The sequence below is a fragment of the Streptomyces sp. NPDC058663 genome, assembly GCF_042716745.1.
In the GTDB taxonomy this organism is placed as follows: Bacteria; Actinomycetota; Actinomycetes; order Streptomycetales; family Streptomycetaceae; genus Streptomyces.
Genome location: NZ_JBHXRV010000018.1, coordinates 14,495 through 33,928, shown reverse-complemented (window position 1 = coordinate 33,928; position 19,434 = coordinate 14,495). Strand labels below are relative to the sequence as shown.

Annotated in this window: 16 protein-coding genes; 10 read left to right on the top strand and 6 right to left on the bottom strand. The window is 71.0% G+C overall.

What is annotated here, in order from left to right:
* Positions 1-9: 9 nt before the first annotated feature.
* The 5 genes from ACFWVV_RS15370 (at position 10) to ACFWVV_RS15350 (ending at position 5,777) form a co-directional block, all read left to right on the top strand.
* Positions 10-723: a TerB family tellurite resistance protein gene (locus ACFWVV_RS15370; protein WP_384342175.1), complete on the top strand. Its 714-nt coding sequence runs from the start codon at positions 10-12 to the stop codon at positions 721-723.
* Between the two features lie 406 nt (positions 724-1,129).
* Complete coding sequence (gene recO / locus ACFWVV_RS15365; RefSeq protein WP_384341711.1) at positions 1,130-1,876, top strand: DNA repair protein RecO; 747 nt, start codon at positions 1,130-1,132, stop codon at positions 1,874-1,876.
* A gap of 51 nt (positions 1,877-1,927) precedes the next feature.
* Positions 1,928-2,779 carry an isoprenyl transferase gene (locus ACFWVV_RS15360; RefSeq protein ID WP_384341709.1) on the top strand — a complete coding sequence of 284 codons (852 nt, stop codon included), beginning with the start codon at positions 1,928-1,930 and terminating at the stop codon, positions 2,777-2,779.
* An 81-nt stretch (positions 2,780-2,860) separates the two neighbouring features.
* Entirely contained in the window at positions 2,861-4,063 is a 1,203-nt protein-coding gene (locus tag ACFWVV_RS15355; RefSeq protein ID WP_384341707.1) for a PP2C family protein-serine/threonine phosphatase, read from the top strand.
* Positions 4,064-4,232: 169 nt separating this feature from the next.
* Positions 4,233-5,777 carry an ATP-binding protein gene (locus tag ACFWVV_RS15350; protein ID WP_384342173.1) on the top strand — a complete coding sequence of 515 codons (1,545 nt, stop codon included), beginning with the start codon at positions 4,233-4,235 and terminating at the stop codon, positions 5,775-5,777.
* 82 nt (positions 5,778-5,859) lie between these two features.
* Here ACFWVV_RS15350 and ACFWVV_RS15345 read toward each other — a convergent pair whose 3' ends face one another.
* The 5 genes from ACFWVV_RS15345 to ACFWVV_RS15325 form a co-directional block, all read right to left on the bottom strand.
* Positions 5,860-6,765: a trypsin-like serine peptidase gene (locus ACFWVV_RS15345; protein WP_384342171.1), complete on the bottom strand. Its 906-nt coding sequence runs from the start codon at positions 6,763-6,765 to the stop codon at positions 5,860-5,862.
* 192 nt (positions 6,766-6,957) lie between these two features.
* The gene (locus ACFWVV_RS15340) at positions 6,958-7,389 is read right to left on the bottom strand and encodes a Fur family transcriptional regulator (protein WP_384341705.1); all 432 of its coding nucleotides are present in this window, start codon (positions 7,387-7,389) and stop codon (positions 6,958-6,960) included.
* Between the two features lie 100 nt (positions 7,390-7,489).
* Complete coding sequence (locus tag ACFWVV_RS15335; protein WP_384341703.1) at positions 7,490-8,380, bottom strand: metal ABC transporter permease; 891 nt, start codon at positions 8,378-8,380, stop codon at positions 7,490-7,492.
* Positions 8,381-8,382: 2 nt separating this feature from the next.
* The gene (locus ACFWVV_RS15330) at positions 8,383-9,171 is read right to left on the bottom strand and encodes a metal ABC transporter ATP-binding protein (protein WP_384341701.1); all 789 of its coding nucleotides are present in this window, start codon (positions 9,169-9,171) and stop codon (positions 8,383-8,385) included.
* Between the two features lie 35 nt (positions 9,172-9,206).
* Positions 9,207-10,205 carry a metal ABC transporter substrate-binding protein gene (locus ACFWVV_RS15325; protein WP_384341699.1) on the bottom strand — a complete coding sequence of 333 codons (999 nt, stop codon included), beginning with the start codon at positions 10,203-10,205 and terminating at the stop codon, positions 9,207-9,209.
* 210 nt (positions 10,206-10,415) lie between these two features.
* Here ACFWVV_RS15325 and ACFWVV_RS15320 point away from each other — a divergent pair, with 210 nt between their 5' ends.
* From ACFWVV_RS15320 to ACFWVV_RS15300, 5 genes are all read left to right on the top strand, one after another.
* Complete coding sequence (locus ACFWVV_RS15320; protein ID WP_384341697.1) at positions 10,416-11,801, top strand: glycine--tRNA ligase; 1,386 nt, start codon at positions 10,416-10,418, stop codon at positions 11,799-11,801.
* A gap of 243 nt (positions 11,802-12,044) precedes the next feature.
* Positions 12,045-12,269 carry a DUF6243 family protein gene (locus ACFWVV_RS15315; protein ID WP_384341695.1) on the top strand — a complete coding sequence of 75 codons (225 nt, stop codon included), beginning with the start codon at positions 12,045-12,047 and terminating at the stop codon, positions 12,267-12,269.
* 159 nt (positions 12,270-12,428) lie between these two features.
* Positions 12,429-13,604 carry a tRNA dihydrouridine synthase DusB gene (dusB, locus tag ACFWVV_RS15310; RefSeq protein WP_384341693.1) on the top strand — a complete coding sequence of 392 codons (1,176 nt, stop codon included), beginning with the start codon at positions 12,429-12,431 and terminating at the stop codon, positions 13,602-13,604.
* Positions 13,605-13,980: 376 nt separating this feature from the next.
* A complete protein-coding gene (ppdK, locus tag ACFWVV_RS15305; RefSeq protein ID WP_384341691.1) occupies positions 13,981-16,725 on the top strand; it encodes a pyruvate, phosphate dikinase in 2,745 nt (914 codons plus the stop codon).
* 579 nt (positions 16,726-17,304) lie between these two features.
* Positions 17,305-18,297, top strand: a complete 993-nt coding sequence (locus ACFWVV_RS15300) for an ArsR/SmtB family transcription factor (RefSeq protein ID WP_384342169.1) — start codon at positions 17,305-17,307, stop codon at positions 18,295-18,297.
* On the opposite strand, the gene ACFWVV_RS15295 is transcribed toward ACFWVV_RS15300, so the two are convergent.
* Positions 18,267-19,424: an alkaline phosphatase PhoX gene (locus ACFWVV_RS15295; RefSeq protein WP_384341689.1), complete on the bottom strand. Its 1,158-nt coding sequence runs from the start codon at positions 19,422-19,424 to the stop codon at positions 18,267-18,269. The genes ACFWVV_RS15300 and ACFWVV_RS15295 overlap by 31 nt on opposite strands.
* Positions 19,425-19,434: the final 10 nt, after the last annotated feature.

Sequence of the window (19,434 nt, the reverse complement as noted above, 5' to 3'; positions counted from 1 at the left end):
TTCGCCGTGCTGTCAGTACGAGGCCGATCGCTCAGCCCGTGGGCCGGACTGTGGGGCGTCCGCACCACCTGGACGACCGTGGGGGACGGGGAGTTCTTCTGCCCCGGCTGCGGCGGCGACCGCAACTACGCCCGCCGCACCGGCCGTCGGCGCCTGACCGTCCTCGGCATCCCGCTGCTCGCCCGCGGCCACGAGGGCCCGGTCGTCGAATGCGCCTCCTGCGACGGCCGGTTCGACGCCGAGGCCCTCGACCACCCCACCACCGTCCGCCTCGCCGCGATGCTGCGCGACGCCGTCCACACGGTCGCCCTCGCCGTCCTGGCCGCCGGAGGCGCGTCGTCCCCCACGGTGACCGGCACGGCGGCGGCCACGGTCCGCTCCGCCGGTTTCGAGGACTGTACGGAGGACCAGCTCACCCACCTCATCGAGGCACTGGCCCAGGACACCGGGCGCTACCTGCCGGACGAGGACGTGGCGGGCGGGGCCGGCGGGCTCCGCGGCGCCAGTCTCGCCATCGAGCTGCACGAGGCCCTCGAACCGCTCGCTCCGCACCTCGCCCCCGCCGGGCGGGAGTCGATCCTGCTCCAGGGCGCCCGGATCGCGCTCGCCGACGGCCCCTACAGTCCCGCCGAGCGGGAGGTGCTCACCACGGTCGGTGCGGCCCTGCGACTGTGCGCGGACGACACGGCACGGCTGCTGGCGGCGGCACGCACCCCGTCCTGAGACGCACCGGCCCTGCCGCCTGCGGACACCGCTGACACCACGGGCGGTTCCCTGCGGACGTCACGGTGACGGCTGAGGCGGTTTGGCCGCATGGCGCACCGAGGGGGCGCTGCTGAGGCTGTTCGCCGTCTCCGGGATCATCGGCGCGTCGATCATTGGCGCGTGGATCATGGGGGCGAACCTTCGCCGGGGCCCGGAACGCGGTCTACGTTCCGGCCGTAAGCCTCGGCCTGCGCATGTGTGCCGTACAGACCCCGCCCGACAGTAGCCAAGCGGGCCCGGAACTGCGACCAGGACGACACCCGGCGCCCGCCCCTGCCCCGTACCGGACGGGCCCCGGCCGCCCCCGCCCCGTACCGGACAAGCCGCGGCCCGCCCCCCTCCTCCCGTACGGGACAATGGACGCATGAGTCTGTTCCGCGACGACGGCATCGTCCTGCGCACCCAGAAGCTGGGCGAAGCGGACCGCATCATCACCCTCCTGACCCGTCAGCACGGGCGGATTCGGGCCGTCGCCCGCGGAGTGCGCCGCACCAAGTCGAAGTTCGGCGCCCGGCTGGAGCCGTTCAGTCACGTGGACGTGCAGTTCTTCGCGCGCGGCAGCGAGCTCGTCGGGCGCGGCCTGCCGCTGTGCACCCAGGGCGAGATCATCTCCCCCTACGGCAGCGGAATCGTCACCGACTACGCCCGCTACACCGCGGGCACCGCCATGCTGGAGACCGCCGAGCGGTTCACCGACCACGAGGGGGAGCCCGCCGTCCAGCAGTACCTGCTGCTGGTGGGCGGCCTGCGCACGCTCTCCCGCGCCGAGCACGCGCCGAATCTGATCCTGGACGCCTTCCTGCTGCGCTCGCTCGCCGTCAACGGGTACGCCCCCAGCTTCGACGACTGCGCGAAGTGCGGCGTCGAGGGACCGAACCGGCTGTTCTCCGTCGCGGCGGGCGGCGTCATATGCGGTGACTGCCGGGTGCCGGGCAGCGTCGTACCCTCTGCGGAGGCCGTCTCTCTGCTGAGCGCGCTGCTCACGGGCGACTGGGCGGCGGCCGACGTCTGCGAGCCGAGACACGCGCGCGAGGGCAGCGGACTGGTGTCGGCGTACCTGCACTGGCACCTGGAGCGCGGACTGCGCTCACTGCGGTACGTGGAGAAGTAAGAAGAAGCAGAGAAGCAGATGCAAGCGGCAGAAAACTAGGAGATCCATCTCATGGCACGACGCGGGATTCTGGGGCGCAACCGGCGCGAGTACAAGGTCCCCGAGCCGCACCCCTCCGGTGCGCGCCCCCCGAAGATCCCCGGAGAGCTGGTCCCGGAGCACGTGGCGATCGTCATGGACGGGAACGGCCGCTGGGCCAAGGAGCGCGGCCTGCCCCGCACCGAGGGCCACAAGGTCGGCGAGGGCGTCGTCCTCGACGTCCTCAAGGGCTGCCTGGAGATGGGAGTCAAGAACCTCTCCCTGTACGCCTTCTCCACCGAGAACTGGAAGCGCACCCCCGACGAGGTCCGCTTCCTGATGAACTTCAACCGGGACGTCATCCGCCGCCGCCGCGACGAGATGAACGACCTCGGCATCCGCATCCGCTGGGTCGGCCGGATGCCCAAGATGTGGAAGTCGGTCGTCCAGGAACTCCAGGTCGCCCAGGAGCAGACCGTCGACAACGACGCGATGACCCTGTACTTCTGCGTCAACTACGGCGGCCGCGCGGAGATCGCGGATGCCGCACAGGCCATCGCCCGCGACGTCGCCGCCGGCAAGCTGGACCCGGCCAAGGTCAACGAGAAGACCTTCGCCAAGTACATGTACTACCCGGACATGCCCGACGTGGACCTGTTCCTGCGCCCCAGCGGCGAGCAGCGCACCTCCAACTACCTGCTCTGGCAGAGCGCGTACGCCGAGATGGTCTTCCAGGACGTCCTGTGGCCCGACTTCGACCGCCGCAACCTGTGGGACGCCTGCTACGCGTATGCCCAGCGCGACCGGCGGTTCGGCGGGGCGGTCCCCAACGAGCAGCAGGCACAGGGGATTCAAGCCGCCGCGACGGTTCCCGGACAGGGCTGAGGGCCCGGCCCCCGGCAGTACTATTCGGCCTCAGAGGGAGGCGCCGGACAGTGATCCGGCCTCCCGGGGCGGGGGTTGAGCGTGACCGAGCGACTCGTGGTGTCCGGGACGGCGACGGGCAGGAGGGAACTCGACGCGGTCCTGCTGCTGGTCGAGGACGACGCCGCGGACGCCCTGCTGTTCACCGAGGTGCTCCAGGACAGCGACCTGGCGGCCGACGTCCACTGGTGCACCTCGCTCGGCGAGGCCCGGAAGTTCCTCACCGGACACCTCGGGCCCGTCTGCGTCCTGCTCGACCTGCATCTGCCGGACGTCCAGGGACTCGACGCCGTACGGCAGGTCCTCGCCGCGCACCCCGAGGCGGCCATCGTCGTGCTGACCGGACTCGTCGAGGGCGAGGCAGGACAGCACGCGGTGGCCGAGGGCGCACAGGACTACCTGGTCAAGGGCCGTCTGGACGCCGAGACCCTGAGCCGCGCCCTGCGCTACGCCGTCCAGCGCAAGCAGGTCGAGCAGGCCTCGGCGGCACTGCGGACGGGCCGGCTGCGCGCCGAGGAGAACGCCCGGCTCGAACGGGGCCTGCTGCCCGTGCCGCTGATGCGCGGCACCGGTTTCGAGGTCGACGCCCGCTACGACCCGGGCCGCGAACAGGGCCTGCTCAGCGGTGACTTCTACGACGTCGTACAGACCGCCGACGGAACCGTCCACGCCGTGATCGGCGACGTCTCCGGGCACGGAGCGACGGAGGCCGCGCTCGGCGTGTGCCTGCGGGTCGCCTGGCGGGCCGCGGTGCTCAGCGGCTGCACGGGACCGGCCCAGCTGCGGCTGCTGGAGGAGATCATGGCGGCCGAGCGGTCCGCCGAACAGGTCTTCGCCACCCTCACCAGCCTCGTCTTCCCGCCCGACCGCACCTCGGTGCGCGTGGTGCGGGCCGGGCACCCCGGCCTGCTGGTCCGCGGCTCCACGGACACCACCTGGTACGACCCGCCCGGCGGCATGGCACTGGGCATCGCCCCCGGCACCGGCAGCTGGCCCGAGACGGACCTGCCGCTGGAACCGGGCACCGGCATCGTCGTGTTCACCGACGGCCTCTTCGAGGGCCTCACCGGACCCCGCACCCGGCTCGGCGAAAACGGGCTGCTCGCCCTGGCCAGGGAGTACCAGGCGCTGCCGGCCCCGCAGTTCGTCCAGGCCCTCGTCCACGCGGCGGCACAGGCCGCCGCCCCGCACGGCGGGCTCGCCGACGACATAGCGGTGCTCCACCTGGCCTGGGGGAGCGGCTGAGATGGCCGGGGCGCCACCACCCGCCGCCACAGCACCCCCTGCGGCCCCCGGGCCCCCGCCCGCCACCACGGCACCCGCGGCGGACCCCGGGCCACCCGCGGGCCCGGGGCGGCCCCGGGGCTTCGCCAGGCTGTCCGTGCGGGGCTGGATCCGCCTGGTGCTGCTCACCATGGCCGTCCTGCTCGCCCTCTGCGCCACCGTCGGCGCCGTCCTGTTCAGCCGGACCAACGACCGCAGCACCGACCTCCTGGAGCACATCCAGCCCGGCCGGGCCGCCGCACTCCAGCTCCACAGGTCGCTCATCGACCAGGAGACCGGGGTACGCGGCTACGCGCTGAGCGGCGAGCAGAGCTTCCTCGCGCCGTACGAGGAGGGCAGGCGCGACGAACGCAGGTTCCGGGACGAGACGGCCCGGCTGCTGGGCCGCGAGGGCCGCTTCGGCGCCGACCTGAGGGCGGTCACCGCCAAGGCGGCGCAGTGGCGCAGGGACCAGGCGGTGCCGCTGATCGCCGCGATCCGGGCCGGAGCCGGCGTGGACTCCGTACAGCCGCGCATCGACGCCAGCAAGCGGAGCTTCGACGAACTGCGCGCCCTGCTGCGGGCCCAGGAGGCGCACATCGACCGGGAACGGGCGAAGGTGCTCGCCGACATGGCGGCCCTGCGCACCCTGCGCGACGGGGTGTTCCTCGGCATGCTGGCGGTGATCGTGGCGACCGGGGTGCTGCTGGCCCTGCTGCTCGGCCGCATGGTCCTGCGGCCCCTGGCGGCGCTGCGCACGGCGGCCGACCGGGTGGCGGGCGGCGAGTTCGACCGGCGGATCGAGGTGCGCGGGCCGAGCGACGTACGGGCCGTGGCCCGCAGTGTGGACACGATGCGCCGGCGCATCGCGGGCGAGCTCGACCAGGCCAGGGCCCGGACGGCCGAAGTCGCCAGGCAGGCCGCCGACCTGGACGCGCAGGCGGCCGAACTGCGGCGCTCCAACGCCGAGCTGGAACAGTTCGCCTACGTCGCCTCGCACGACCTCCAGGAGCCGCTGCGCAAGGTCACCGCGTTCTGCCACCTGCTGGAGAAGCGGTTCGGGGACGCCCTCGACGAGCGGGGCAGGCAGTACATCGGCTTCGCCGTGGACGGGGCGCAGCGCATGCAGATCCTCATCAGCGACCTGCTGACCTTCTCCCGGGTGGGGCGGCTGGACGACGACCCCGTCGAAGTCGCCATGGACCGGGTGCTGGAGCAGGCGGTCGCCGACCTCGCCGTGGCCCTGGAGGAGTCGGGCGCACGCATCGAACTGCCGGGTGAACCCCTGCCGGTGGTGGTCGGCGACCCCACCAGCCTCGCCATGCTGTGGCAGAACCTGCTCGGCAACGCGGTCAAGTTCCGCCACCCGGACCGCCCCCCGCGCATCCGTGTCGGCTGCGAACGGGCGGGCGGCACATGGCACTTCTCGGTGCGGGACAACGGCATCGGGGTACCGGAGGAGTCCGCGGAGAAGGCCTTCGTCCTCTTTCAGCGGCTGCACCCGCGGGAGGAGTACGCGGGCACCGGGATCGGTCTCGCACTGTGCCGGAAGATCGTCGAGTACTACGGCGGCACGATCCGCCTCGACACCTCGGCCCGGGAGGGGCTGCGGGTCTGCTTCAGCCTGCCGGCGCCCGTGCCGGGCCCGGCGGGCCCCACCCCGGTGGCCGTCACCCCCGCGGGAGCACGCACCTGAGCACCCCTACCGGCAGAGGGGCGCACCGCCGCCGTGCGGCGGCCGCGGGGACGCCCCCGGTGGCCGCCGCACCGCGCAGGCCCTAGCCGGCCTGCGCCTTGTCGTACGCCGCCTTCACCTCGTTGCCGAAGTACGGGCCGAACATCCGCCCCGGCAGGAAGGTGTAGCCGAAACTGTTCACGGAGGCCTGCAGCCCCGTCCCCGTCGACTCCTGGAAGGAATTGAACCAGGGGCCGCCGCTGGAGCCGCCCGTCATGTCGCACGCCAGGCTGTGGTCCTTGGAGAACAGGAAGTCCTTGGTGGTGTTCCCCGAGCAGTAGACGAGCTTCGTGCCGTCGTACGGCGCGGCCGCCGGGAAGCCGAACGCGTACATGGGCTTGTTGTAGCCGCCGTTGAACTGCAGGCCCTGCGCGCCGACGACGTCGGACAGCTTCTGGCCGTTCAGCGGGTTCACCACCGCCAGGCCGACGTCGTAATTGATGTCCTCGCTCGCCGCCCACTGGTCGGTGGCGGAGATCTTGGACGCCGTCCAGGTGCCGTACGGGGTCGCGCCGTCGTGGTACGCGGGCACGAACACCCAGTTGGTGTGCCAGGCGCCCTGCATCTTCACGCAGTGCCCCGCCGTGACGACCGTCGACTTGTTCTGGCTGGTGACGGAGTTGCCCGAGCAGGAGGCCGTACGGCCCTGGTACGTGAAGAAGACCCGGCCCGAGGTCTTCACGACGGCGCCGCCACCCGTCCACGCCCCGCCCTTCTGCGGGAACGCCATGGTGGAGGGAACGGTGGTGGCCGGGCCGCCGGTCCTCGCCGGGGCGACCTGGGAGGGGGACACCTTCAGCAGGTCCAGCGGTTTCGCCGAGCGCATCCGCTCCGGCGTCCAGAAGTTCCGTACCTGCTGCTCCGCGGTGGGGGCGGGGGAGGCGGCCACGGGAGCCGGGGCCGCTCCGACGGAGAGCAGACCGCCTGCGGCAGCGACCAGGCCGAGCATTGCACTGTGGGGACGACGTCTCACGCTGACTCCTTCTGCGAAGAGGGGGAGCGGTGCGGAAATCGGTGTGCGGGAGGCAGGCTGCCACGGAGCTGAACAACTGTCAGCAGCGGATGCGGGAGTGGCTGAAACACGACGGGCGCCCCCGCTCCGTGAGGGAGCGGGGGCGCCCGTGGGCGACCGGGGGAGGGATCAGCCGGCTGCGCACTCCGCGCAGGTGCCGAAGACCTCCACCGTGTGCGCCACGTTGACGTAGCCGTGCTGGGCGGCGATGGTCTCGGCCCACGTCTCGACCGCCGGGCCCTCGACCTCGACCGCCTTGCCGCACATCCGGCACACCAGGTGGTGATGGTGGTCACCGGTGGAACAGCGCCGGTACACCGACTCGCCCTCACTGGTGCGCAGCACATCGACCTCGCCCGCGTCCGCCAGGGACTGGAGCGTGCGGTAGACAGTGGTCAGGCCGACCGAGTCGCCCTTGTGCTTGAGCATGTCGTGCAGCTCCTGTGCGCTGCGGAACTCGTCCACCTCGTCCAGCGCCGCCGCCACTGCGGTCCGCTGCCGGGTGGAGCGCCCACGCACCGGTGCGGCGTTGGCCGTCGCACCGTTCGGCGCCGTCGTCACAGGTGCCTCCTCTGGTCGCCCGTTACACGAATGGATACGTCGGGCCATTGTGCCAGGGCTGTCCACCCGGCCCGCTCCGTCGCCCCGGGCCGGTTTCGTTTCAGGCCTTCACGGTGTCCGCGGCCACCGGGCCGGGGGCCGGGCTCCCGGCGGGGCCCGCCGCACGGGAGCGGCGCCGTGCCAGGGGCGCGGCGAGCACGGTCAGGGCGATGAAGACCCCGATGGCCAGCAGCACGATGGTCGCGCCGGGCGGCACGTCGTACTGGTACGAGGCGACGGTTCCGGACAGGGTGACAGCCGTCCCGATGGCGACGGCCAGCACGAAGGTGACCGTGAAGCTGCGCGAGATCTGCTGGGCCGCGGCCACCGGCACCACCATCAGCGCACTCACCAGGAGCAGGCCCACGACTCGCATGGCAACCGTGACGGTCACCGCGGCCGTGACCGCGACCAGGAGGTTCAGGGCGCGCACCGGCAGGCCCGTCACCCGGGCGAACTCCTCGTCCTGGCTGACGGCGAAGAGCTGGCGGCGCAGCCCGATGGTCACCAGCACCACGAAGGCCGCCAGGACGCAGATCGCCGTGACGTCCTCGGCGGAGACCGTGGACAGCGAGCCGAAGAGGTACGAGGAGAGATTGGCGTTGGAGCCGGTCGGCGCCAGGTTGATCAGCAGGACACCGCCCGCCATGCCGCCGTAGAAGAGCATCGCGAGCGCGATGTCGCCGCGGGTCTTGCCGTACCAGCGGATCAGCTCCATGACGACGGCGCCCGCGATGGCGACGGCCGTCGCGGTCCACACGGGGCTCGCCGACAGCAGGAAGCCGAGGCCGACACCGGTCATCGCGACGTGGCCGATGCCGTCGCCCATCAGCGACTGGCGGCGCTGGACGAGGTAGATGCCGATCGCCGGGGCGGTGATGCCGACCAGGACGGCGGCGATCAGGGCCCGCTGCATGAACGGGGTGCTGAAGATGTCCATCAGTTCGCTCATGATCAGCCCAGCAGTCCCGTCGGTACCCCGGAGGAGGTGGCGGGCACCACATCCGGGTGGCAGTTTTCCTTGGTCAGGTGGTGGTCGTCGTGGCCCGGCAGGGAGCCGGCGGCCGTGGGCGGCCCGTCGTACACCACCCGTCCTTCGCGCAGGACGACGGTCCGGTCGATGAGCGGCTCCAGCGGGCCCAGTTCGTGCAGGACGAGCAGGACGGAGGCGCCGTCCGCCACCTGCCGGCGCAGGGTGGCCGCCAGGATCTCCTGGCTCGCCAGGTCGACTCCCGCCATCGGCTCGTCCATGATCAGCAGCTCGGGCTCGGAGGCCAGCGCGCGGGCGATCAGCACCCGCTGGTGCTGGCCGCCGGAGAGCGCGCTCACCGAGTCCCTGGCGCGGTCCTGGAGCCCCACCAGGGCGATCGCCCGGTCCACGGCGGCCCGGTCCGCCTTCGAGGCCAGCAGGCCCAGGCGCGAGCGCGAGAGCCGTCCCGACGACACCACCTCGCGGATGGTCGCGGGCACCCCGCCCGCCGCCGTCGTCCGCTGCGGTACGTAGCCGATCCGCGCCCACTGCCGAAAGCGCCCCAGCGGGGTGCCGAACAGCTCGACGGCGCCGCCGGTGAGCGGGACCTGGCCGATCACGGAGCGTACGGCCGTGGACTTGCCCGAGCCGTTCGCACCGAGCAGGGCGACGACCTCGCCGCGCTGCACGGCGAGGTCGACCCCGCGCAGCACGGGGCGCGAGCCGAGCGTGGCGGTGGCCGCGCTCAGGGATATGACGGCGTCGTGGTGCACGGGTCGCGCCTCCGATGCTGGGGCTGGTGGGGGTGTCACTTGGCGCCGAGGGCCTTCTTCAGCGCGGCGAGGTTGGACTGCATGACCTCGACGTAGTCCTCGCCCCTGGACTTGTCCGTGATGCCCTCCAGGGGATCCAGCACGTCCGTCTTCAGGCCGGTGTCCCTGGCGAGGGTGTTCGCGGTCTTGTCGCTGACCAGTGTCTCGAAGAAGACCGTGGTGACCTCGTCCTCCTTGGCGATCTTCTGGAGCTGCTTGATGCGGGCCGGGCTCGGCTCGGACTCCGGGGCGACGCCGCTGATGCCCTCCTGCTCCAGTCCGTACCGCTCGGCGAGGTAGCCGAAGGCGGCGTGGGTGGTGATGAAGGTCTTGGTGGAGGTGTTCTTCAGGCCGTCCTTGAAGGCGGTGTTCAGGCCGTCCAGCTTCGTGACGAGGGTCGTGGCGTTCTTCTGGTACGTCGCGGCGTTCGCCGGGTCGGCCTTCGCCAGCGACTTCTCGACGCCCTTGGCGATCTCGGCGTACTTCACCGGGTCCAGCCAGACGTGCGGGTCGGCGGCGCCCTCGGCGTGCCCGTGGTCGTGGCCCTCGTGCCCGGCCTCCTCCTCGCCGTGCTCGTGGCCGCCGGACTCCGTGCCGTGGGACTCGGTCTTCGTGAGGGACGCGGCGTCGACGGCGGCCTTGGCCCCGGACTGCTTCACGGCCTCGTCGACGGCCGGCTGGAGACCGCCCAGGTAGAGGATCAGGTCCGCGTCGGAGAGCTCCGCGGTCTGTTTGGGCTTGAGCTCGAGGTCGTGCGGCTCGACGCCCGGCTTGGTCAGCGTGGAGACGGCGACCTTGTCGCCGCCTATCTGCTCGGCCAGGTACTGCATGGGGTAGAACGACGCGATCACGTTCAGCTTCCCCTCCGCGTTCTTCCCGTCCGCGGCCTTGCCCTCCGTGGCGGAGGAGCTGCCCGCGCAGGCGGACAGGGAGAGGAGACCGACGGAGAGAGCGGTGGCGGTGGCGGTGGCGGATATGAGGCGACGTACGTTCATGACAGTCATTTTCAACTAAAGTGGAAACGATTGTCAATAGTGCGGTTGTCCGCTCTGTCCCCCCTACCGATTTGATCCGGGGCCCCCGCACGCCGGTAACCTGAAGCATTCGCCGGGCCGCACCGGGTCGAGGCCGTGCAGGGGGGCCGCGCGCGGGGCTGTGCGCACCGGCGGACCCCAGACCTTCGTCGTCGTAATGAAGAGAGCACCGTGGCCGCCGACAAGATCGACACCATCGTCAGCCTGAGCAAGCGCCGTGGCTTCGTTTTCCCGAGCAGTGAGATCTACGGCGGTTCCAAAGCTGCCTGGGACTACGGGCCGCTGGGCGTCGAGCTCAAGGAGAACATCAAGCGTCAGTGGTGGCGGGCGATGGTCGTCGCGCGCGAGGACGTGGTCGGTATCGACTCGTCGGTCATCCTGGCGCCCGAGGTGTGGGTGGCGTCCGGTCACGTCGCGACCTTCTCCGACCCGCTCACCGAGTGCACCGCCTGCCACAAGCGGCACCGTGCCGACCACCTGATCGAGGCGTACGAGGCCAAGCACCACGGCCGCACCCCCGAGAACGGCCTGGCCGACATCAACTGCCCCAACTGCGGCACCAAGGGCCAGTTCACCGAGCCCAAGCAGTTCTCCGGCATGCTGGAGACCCACCTCGGCCCGACCCAGGACACCGGCTCCAAGGCGTACCTGCGCCCGGAGACCGCCCAGGGCATCTTCACCAACTTCGCCCAGGTGCAGCAGACCTCGCGCAAGAAGCCGCCGTTCGGCATCGCGCAGATGGGCAAGTCCTTCCGGAACGAGATCACTCCGGGCAACTTCATCTTCCGCACGCGCGAGTTCGAGCAGATGGAGATGGAGTTCTTCGTCAAGCCGGGCGAGGACGAGCAGTGGCAGGAATACTGGATGGAGCAGCGCTGGAACTGGTACCTGGACCTCGGCATCAACCCCGAGAACATCCGCTGGTACGACCACCCGGCCGAGAAGCTCTCGCACTACTCCAAGCGCACCGCCGACATCGAGTACCGCTTCAACTTCGGCGGCAGTGAGTTCTCCGAGCTGGAGGGCGTGGCCAACCGCACCGACTTCGACCTGAAGGCGCACTCCGCCGCCACCGGCCACGACCTGGTCTACTTCGACCAGGAGGCCAACGAGCGCTGGACGCCGTACGTGATCGAGCCGGCGGCGGGCGTCAACCGCGCCATGCTCGCCTTCATGCTGGACGCCTACCGCGAGGACGAGGCGCCCAACGCCAAGGGCGTCATGGAGAAGCGCGTGGTGATGGGCCTCGACCCGCGCCTGGCGCCGGTCAAGGTCGCGGTCCTGCCGCTCTCCCGCAACCCGCAGCTCTCGCCGAAGGCCAAGGGCCTGGCCGCCGACCTGCGCAAGAACTGGAACATCGAGTTCGACGACGCGGGCGCCATCGGCCGCCGCTACCGCCGTCAGGACGAGATCGGCACCCCGTTCTGCGTCACCGTCGACTTCGACACCCTCGACGACAACGCGGTGACCGTGCGCGAGCGCGACACCATGAAGCAGGAGCGCGTCTCGCTGGACATGATCCAGGAGTACCTGGCGGTCCGGCTCATCGGCTGCTGATCCCGGCTCACCCCAGGACCCCCGGCACCGCGCGCACGCGGGGCCGGGGGCTCCGTCGCGTCACGGGCGGGAAAATATCTGGTGCGGGCGGTGAGCGGGAGAGGGTACCGTTCTGAGCATGTTCTTCCAGACGCCGATTTACGAGTGAGAGCGTGACGGGCCCCTGCTGACGCGTCCGACGTCGCCGCGCCCGTCCCCCACCGGCGAAATCCGTAGATCACTCCACACCTTCCGGGAGAACCCGTGACCACGAGCAAGAACATCAACAACCCCGTCGGCCAGGGCGGCGGCCAGCGCAAGCGGCAGTCCCGCGACGAGCGTGCCAACAACGGGCCGCACCGCAACGCCGACCGGCAGAGTGCCGCGGACCAGAAGGCGGAGCTGGTGCGCAGGATGCGAGAGAAGGCGGCCGGCGCCGAGGGCACCGAAGGCGCCGAGGGCACGGACGGCGACGCCGCGCAGAGCTGACGCCTGCGGGGCACCCGCCCCAAGACGTATCGGAACACCGAGCAGGGCCCGGACACCGCAGCACGCGGTCCGGGCCCTGCCGCGTGGTGCGGGCCCCGTGCGCGGTGCGGGCTCTGTGGGCCGTCCGGGCCCTGCCGCGCGGTGCGCGACAATGAACTAATGACTTCGCTCAACATCGGCCCCCATGTCGTGCAGCCGCCCGTGGTCCTCGCCCCCATGGCGGGCATCACGAACGCGCCGTTCCGCACCCTCTGCCGCGAGTTCGCCGAAGGCGTGCGGGGGTTCGGGGGTCGCCCCCCGATGGACGCAGCTTCCGGCGGGAAGGGGCTGTTCGTGAGCGAAATGATCACGACGCGGGCGCTGGTGGAGCGCAACGAGAAGACCATGCACCTCATCCACTTCGACGCGCAGGAGACCCCGCGCTCGATCCAGCTGTACGGAGTGGACCCGGTCACCGTCGGCAAGGCCGTCCGGATGATCGTGGACGAGGACCTGGCCGACCACATCGACCTCAACTTCGGCTGCCCGGTGCCGAAGGTGACCCGCAAGGGCGGCGGCTCCGCGCTGCCGTACAAGCGGCCCCTGCTGAGGGCGATCCTGCACGAGGCCGTGGGCAACGCCGGGGACCTGCCGGTCACCATGAAGATGCGCAAGGGCATCGACGACGACCACATCACCTTCCTCGACGCCGGGCGCATCGCCGTCGACGAGGGCGTCACCGCCATCGCCCTGCACGGCCGCACGGCCGCGCAGCACTACGGCGGCACCGCCGACTGGGACGCCATCGCGCGCCTCAAGGAGCACGTGCCGGAGATCCCGGTGCTGGGCAACGGTGACATCTGGTCGGCGGACGACGCGCTGCGCATGGTGCGCGAGACGGGCTGCGACGGGGTGGTCGTGGGGCGCGGCTGCCTGGGCCGGCCGTGGCTGTTCGGGGACCTGGTGGCGGCCTTCGAGGGCCGCAGCGAGCGGGCCGCGCCGACGCTGCGCGAGGTCGCCGTGGTGATGCGCCGGCACGCGGAGCTGCTCGGCGAGTGGATCGGTGACGAGGCACGGGGTGTCATCGACTTCCGGAAGCATGTCGCCTGGTACCTCAAGGGGTTTTCCACGGGTGGCGAGATGCGGAAGAAGCTCGCTGTGGCGTCTTCGCTGGCCGAAATGGACGCTCATCTGAGCGAGCTTGATCTGGACCAGCCGTGGCCCGAGGGGGCGGATGGACCCAGGGGGCGTACGTCCGGAAACGGGCGGGTTGTCCTACCGGATGGCTGGTTGAAGGACCCCTACGACTGCTCCGGAATCAGTGACGAGGCGGAGCTGGACACGTCCGGAGGGTGAGATCCGGGGTGCTCCGATGAGCGCCTGGCGGCGTGATTCTCGCCACGCCTGATGATGTAGTTGCTCACATGAGCGGCAGGCGGGGGATTGCACTTTTCCAAGGGGTGGCACTCGGTGCCACCCCTTCTTCGTTTGACGAGTGGTCCATTTCGTCACGGAGAGTGGATGTTCTGCGAGGTTTCAGAGCGGAGTGTAATGATGCGTGCAAGCCTTGAACTCAGTAGGGATCTCACTCGGGCGTACCCGCGGCTTTCGATCTGCTGGCCGACAGGCGGTTAAAGCCGTATGACGGTTAAGTGGACGTACCCAGACACCTTCGATCTGGGTATGTTCCTCGCCGTCAGGGCAGCCAACGCGTCTTCGAGGAGCCGAGACCGTGTCGGAAAACAAAGAACCCCACGTAGCGACCGACCAGAAGTTCGTCTACGACTTCACCGAGGGCAACAGGAACCTCAAGGACCTGCTCGGTGGCAAGGGCGCCAACCTCGCCGAGATGACCAATCTCGGTCTGCCGGTGCCTCCGGGGTTCACCATCACCACCGAGGCCTGCAAGGTCTACCTCGACAGCGGTGACGCTCCCAAGGAGCTGCGCGAGGAGGTCAGCGCCCACCTGGACGCCCTCGAGACGAAGATGGGCAAGAAGCTCGGCCAGGCCGACAACCCGCTCCTCGTCTCGGTCCGCTCCGGTGCCAAGTTCTCGATGCCCGGCATGATGGACACGGTCCTCAACATCGGTCTCTCGGACGCCTCGGTGACCGGCCTGGCCAAGCAGGTCGGCGGCGACGAGCGGTTCGCGTGGGATTCCTACCGGCGCCTGATCCAGATGTTCGGCAAGACCGTCCTGGGCGTGGACGGCGAGCTCTTCGAGGACGCCCTCGAAGCGGCCAAGCACGCCAAGAAGGTCAAGGTCGACACCGACCTGGAGGCCGCCGACCTCAAGAAGCTCGTCCGGAAGTTCAAGAAGATCGTCTCCGACGAGGCGGGCCGGGACTTCCCGCAGGACCCGCGCGAGCAGATGGACCTCGCGATCAACGCGGTCTTCGACTCGTGGAACACCGACCGCGCCAAGCTCTACCGCCGCCAGGAGCGCATCCCCGGCGACCTGGGCACCGCCGTCAACATCTGCTCGATGGTCTTCGGCAACCTCGGCCCCGACTCCGGCACCGGCGTCGCCTTCACCCGCGACCCGGCCTCCGGCCACCAGGGCGTCTACGGCGACTACCTGCAGAACGCGCAGGGCGAGGACGTGGTGGCGGGCATCCGCAACACGGTCCCGCTCGCCGACCTGGAATCGATCGACAAGAAGTCGTACGACCAGCTCATGCAGATCATGGAGACGCTGGAGACCCACTACAAGGATCTCTGCGACATCGAGTTCACCATCGAGCGCGGCCAGCTGTGGATGCTCCAGACCCGCGTCGGCAAGCGCACCGCCGGTGCCGCCTTCCGCATCGCCACGCAGCTCGTCGACCAGGGCCTGATCGACGAGGCCGAGGCCCTCCAGCGGGTCAACGGCGCCCAGCTCGCCCAGCTGATGTTCCCGCGCTTCGACGACAGCGGAGCGCGCGGCGGGGAGGGGCCGCAGCTGCTCGGCAGGGGCATCGCCGCCTCGCCCGGCGCCGCCGTCGGCAAGGCCGTCTTCGACTCGTACACGGCCGTCAAGTGGTCGCGCTCGGGCGAGAAGGTCATCCTGATCCGCCGCGAGACCAACCCCGACGACCTCGACGGCATGATCGCCGCCGAGGGCATCCTCACCAGCCGCGGCGGCAAGACCTCGCACGCCGCCGTCGTCGCCCGCGGCATGGGCAAGACCTGTGTCTGCGGCGCCGAGGAGATCGAGGTCGACACCAAGCGCCGCCGTCTGACCGTCGGCAACACCGTGGTCGAGGAGGGCGACGTCGTCTCCATCGACGGCTCCTCCGGCAAGGTCTACCTCGGTGAGGTCCCCGTCGTCCCCTCGCCCGTCGTCGAGTACTTCGAGGGCCGGATGCACGCCGGCGCCGACGACGCCGACGAGCTGGTCGAGGCCGTCCACCGGATCATGGCGTACGCCGACCGCCGCCGCCGGCTGCGCGTACGGGCCAACGCCGACAACGCCGAGGACGCACTGCGCGCCCGCCGCTTCGGCGCCCAGGGCATCGGCCTGTGCCGCACCGAGCACATGTTCCTCGGCGAGCGCCGCGAGATGGTCGAGAAGCTGATCCTCGCGGACACCGACGACGAGCGCGAGGAAGCCCTGAAGGGCCTGCTGCCGCTCCAGAAGAAGGACTTCATAGAGCTGTTCGAGGCGATGGACGGCCTGCCGGTCACCGTCCGTCTGCTGGACCCGCCGCTCCACGAGTTCCTGCCCGACATCACCGAGCTGTCGGTACGGGTCGCCCTCGCCGAGTCCCGCAAGGACGCCAACGAGAACGACCTGCGCCTGCTGCAGGCCGTCCACCGCCTGCACGAGCAGAACCCGATGCTCGGCCTGCGCGGCGTCCGCCTCGGCCTGGTCATCCCCGGCCTGTTCACCATGCAGGTCCGCGCCATCGCCGAGGCCGCGGCCGCCCGCAAGAACGCCAAGGGCGACCCGCGCGCGGAGATCATGATTCCGCTCGTCGGCACGGTCCAGGAGCTGGAGATCGTCCGCGAGGAGGCCGAGACGGTCATCGCCGAGGTCCAGGCGGCCCACGGCATCGACCTCAAGCTGGCGCTCGGCACCATGATCGAGCTGCCGCGTGCCGCCATCACGGCCGGTCAGATCGCCGAGGCCGCGGAGTTCTTCTCCTTCGGCACCAACGACCTCACCCAGACCGTCTGGGGCTTCTCCCGCGACGACGTGGAGGCCTCCTTCTTCACCGCGTACCTGGAGAAGGGCATCTTCGGCGTCTCCCCGTTCGAGACGATCGACCGCGACGGCGTCGGCGCGCTGGTGAAGCAGGCCGTCGAGGCGGGCCGCAAGACCCGCCCCGACCTCAAGCTGGGTGTCTGCGGCGAGCACGGCGGCGACCCGGAGTCCGTCCACTTCTTCCACGAGGTGGGCCTCGACTACGTCTCCTGCTCCCCGTTCCGCATTCCGGTCGCGCGCCTGGAAGCGGGCCGGGCGGCCGCCCAGTCGACGGGCAGCGACAGCCGCTGACCCGAGGCAGAACCACCGGACCCCTCGCCGGGACCGCTCCACCTCAACCCTCACCCCCGGCGAAGGATCCGGCCCGATACGAAGCGGTGGCACCCTGTGCGGGGGTGCCGCCGCTTCGGCATGCCGCACGGCCGGCGGGCAGCCCCCGGGCGAAACCCGCGCCGGGCCGCGGAGCCTGCGGGCGATACCCGCGGAGCCCTCGCGCGAAGTGGCAGTTGAAAAGTGGACCTTCGCAGTACGGGAGGTGAACGGCGCTCCCGCCAGGAGAGGTGCGGGGCGCGCACCTCGGATCCCCACCCGTGGTACGCGCCCCGTCACCTCAGCCGGACCCCCGGCGCTCTGTGCGAGCACACCGCCGTCAAGTACGGCGAAGCCCCCCACGGCCTTCGCCCCACCTTCTTGGTGCCCGTACCGCGCCGGTTGCCCGACACCCCAAAGCCTCTCGTTTCCGGCCCCTCGGGGCGAGACGTTTCAACTCTGGCCGAAAGGCCGTGGTGACCCCGTGTGAGGGCGTGCATACTCGTCTTCGTGTCGGTTGCGGATGCAACCTTAGGGAGAAGATGGGGAGTTGGGCCGGTGGTGCTGCGTATCCACTTCACGGTGGAGGACCTCGCGCGGGTGCGGCTCGCCGCCCGGCCGGACGCGCTGTGGGAGACGGTGCTCAGCTTCCACCGGCTGCGGGACCGGCGCGGCGGACGGGTCTACGGACAGTGGCGCACGGAGGCACGGACCCGGCTGGGCGGCGGCGGGCGCAAGGCGCGGCAGCTGCTGGCGTCCATGGTGCCCGAGCGCGGGTACTTCCCCGACTTCCTCACCCCGGTGGAGGGTGTGGACGGCTGGGACGACGGGCTTGAGGCGGTGCGGGCCACGCCGGAGGACCGGGTGGCCGGCGAAGTGGCCCTGGTCGGCGGCGGGGCCAAGGACGCGCCCCCGCTCGGCGCCCTGGCCGACGCGCTCGGCGACTACCACCGGGCCGCCGTCGCCCCGTACTGGCCGCACCTGCACGCGCGCGTGGAGGCCGACAGGGCCGCCCGTGGCCGGGCCCTGCTCGACGGCGGCGCCGACGCGCTGCTCACGTCGCTGCCGCCGGTGCTGCGCTGGCGGGCGCCGGTGCTGGAGGCGGACTACCCGGTGGCGCGCGACGTGCACCTCGACGGGCGCGGGCTGCGGCTCCAGCCGTCGTTCTTCTGCCAGGGGGCGCCGGTCATGCTGTACGACCCGAAGCTGCCGCCGGTGCTCGTCTACCCGGTGGCGCACACCCCGCCTGCCGCCCCCGCCACCGTCTCCAGCCCCTACCTCGGCCGGCTCGTCGGACAGACCAGGTCCGTGGTGCTGCGGGCCATCGACCACGGCTGCACCACCAGCGAGCTCGCCCTGCGGGCCGGGGTGTCGCTGGCCTCTGCCAGTCAGCACGCGTGCGTGCTGCGGGAGGCGGGGCTGGTGGTGACCCTGCGGCACGGCAGCGCCGTACTGCACTCGCTGACCCCGCTGGGTGCCGCCCTGCTGCGGGGCGGGGCGGCACCGGCACCTCAGGAGAGGTCCTACGCGCGGAACGGGCCCGTCACCTCGTAGGTGATGCCGCCCGAGGAGCTGCCGCTGGTGCCGCGCTGGCTGGAGAAGTAGAGCCGGCTGCCGTCGGGGGAGAAGGCGGGGCCTGTGATCTCCGAGCCCGACTGGCCGTCGATGCGCAGGAAGGAGGCCACCACGTCGTCCGGGGTGATGACGCAGATCTCCATGTTGCCGCCGTCCTCCGCGACGAACAGGTCGCCCGATGAGGTGCCGGTGACGTTGTCGACACCGGTCAGCGGGGCGCTGCCGTTGACCAGGGAGTCGTCGTAGGTGAGGTCCAGGGTGGCGGCGGCCGCGTCGTAGCGCCACACCCGGTTGTCGCCCTTGGTGGTGAAGAAGCAGATGCCGTTCGCGTAGTAGCAGCCCTCGCCGCCGTTGAAGCGCTTGGCGCCGGAGACCTGGTCGCGGGTGGCCTTGGAGGCGCCGGTCGGGTCGGGGACGGTTGCCCAGGTGACCGGGCCGCTGGTGCCCGAGCCCATCTTCAGCACCTCCAGCTTGCCGGCCGCCAGATTGCCCCAGGTGCTGGGGGTGAACCGGTAGAAGCAGCCGTTGCTGACGTCCTCGGTGAGGTAGATGACCTTGCGGTCGGGGTCGGCGGCGGCCGCCTCGTGCTTGAAGCGGCCCATGGCGTCGCGGCGGACGGCCGCCTTGACCCCCCACGGGTCGGTCTCGTAGACGTACCCGCGGTCCACCTCCTCGCAGGACAGCCAGGTGTTCCACGGGGTCTTGCCGCCCGCGCAGTTCTGCCGGGTGTTGGCGAGGATGCGGTACGCGCCGGTGATCGCGCCCGTCGACGAGAAGCGGAGGGCGCCCGCACCGCCGGAGGGGTTGATCTCGGAGTTGGAGACGTAGATCCAGCCGGTGCCGTCGGCGTAACAGTCGCCGCCGTCGGGGGCGTTGTGCCAGGTGTAGGAGGTGCCGGCGACCTTCTGGCCCGAGCGGGCGACGACACGGCTGCGGAACCCGGCCGGGAGCCGGATGCCGTTGGCGTCGGCGCTGCCGAGCGCACCGTACGGGCCGGTGCCCGGCTGGGCGGGGTCGGCGTGCGCGGCGCCGCGCCAGAGGCTGCCGCCGAAGGCGGTGACGGAGGTGGAGATGACGGCGGTACGCAGGAAGGTACGACGTTCCATGACTGCTCGC

Excerpts from the sequence above, each read along its gene's own strand:
- recO (WP_384341711.1), top strand. The coding sequence starts at position 1,130 with ATGAGTCTGTTCCGCGACGACGGCATCGTCCTGCGCACCCAGAAGCTG.
- ACFWVV_RS15360 (WP_384341709.1), top strand. The coding sequence starts at position 1,928 with ATGGCACGACGCGGGATTCTGGGGCGCAACCGGCGCGAGTACAAGGTC.
- ACFWVV_RS15350 (WP_384342173.1), top strand. The coding sequence starts at position 4,233 with ATGGCCGTCCTGCTCGCCCTCTGCGCCACCGTCGGCGCCGTCCTGTTC.
- ACFWVV_RS15345 (WP_384342171.1), bottom strand. The coding sequence starts at position 6,765 with ATGCTCGGCCTGGTCGCTGCCGCAGGCGGTCTGCTCTCCGTCGGAGCG.
- ACFWVV_RS15335 (WP_384341703.1), bottom strand. The coding sequence starts at position 8,380 with ATGAGCGAACTGATGGACATCTTCAGCACCCCGTTCATGCAGCGGGCC.
- ACFWVV_RS15325 (WP_384341699.1), bottom strand. The coding sequence starts at position 10,205 with ATGAACGTACGTCGCCTCATATCCGCCACCGCCACCGCCACCGCTCTC.
- dusB (WP_384341693.1), top strand. The coding sequence starts at position 12,429 with ATGACTTCGCTCAACATCGGCCCCCATGTCGTGCAGCCGCCCGTGGTC.
- ACFWVV_RS15295 (WP_384341689.1), bottom strand. The coding sequence starts at position 19,424 with ATGGAACGTCGTACCTTCCTGCGTACCGCCGTCATCTCCACCTCCGTC.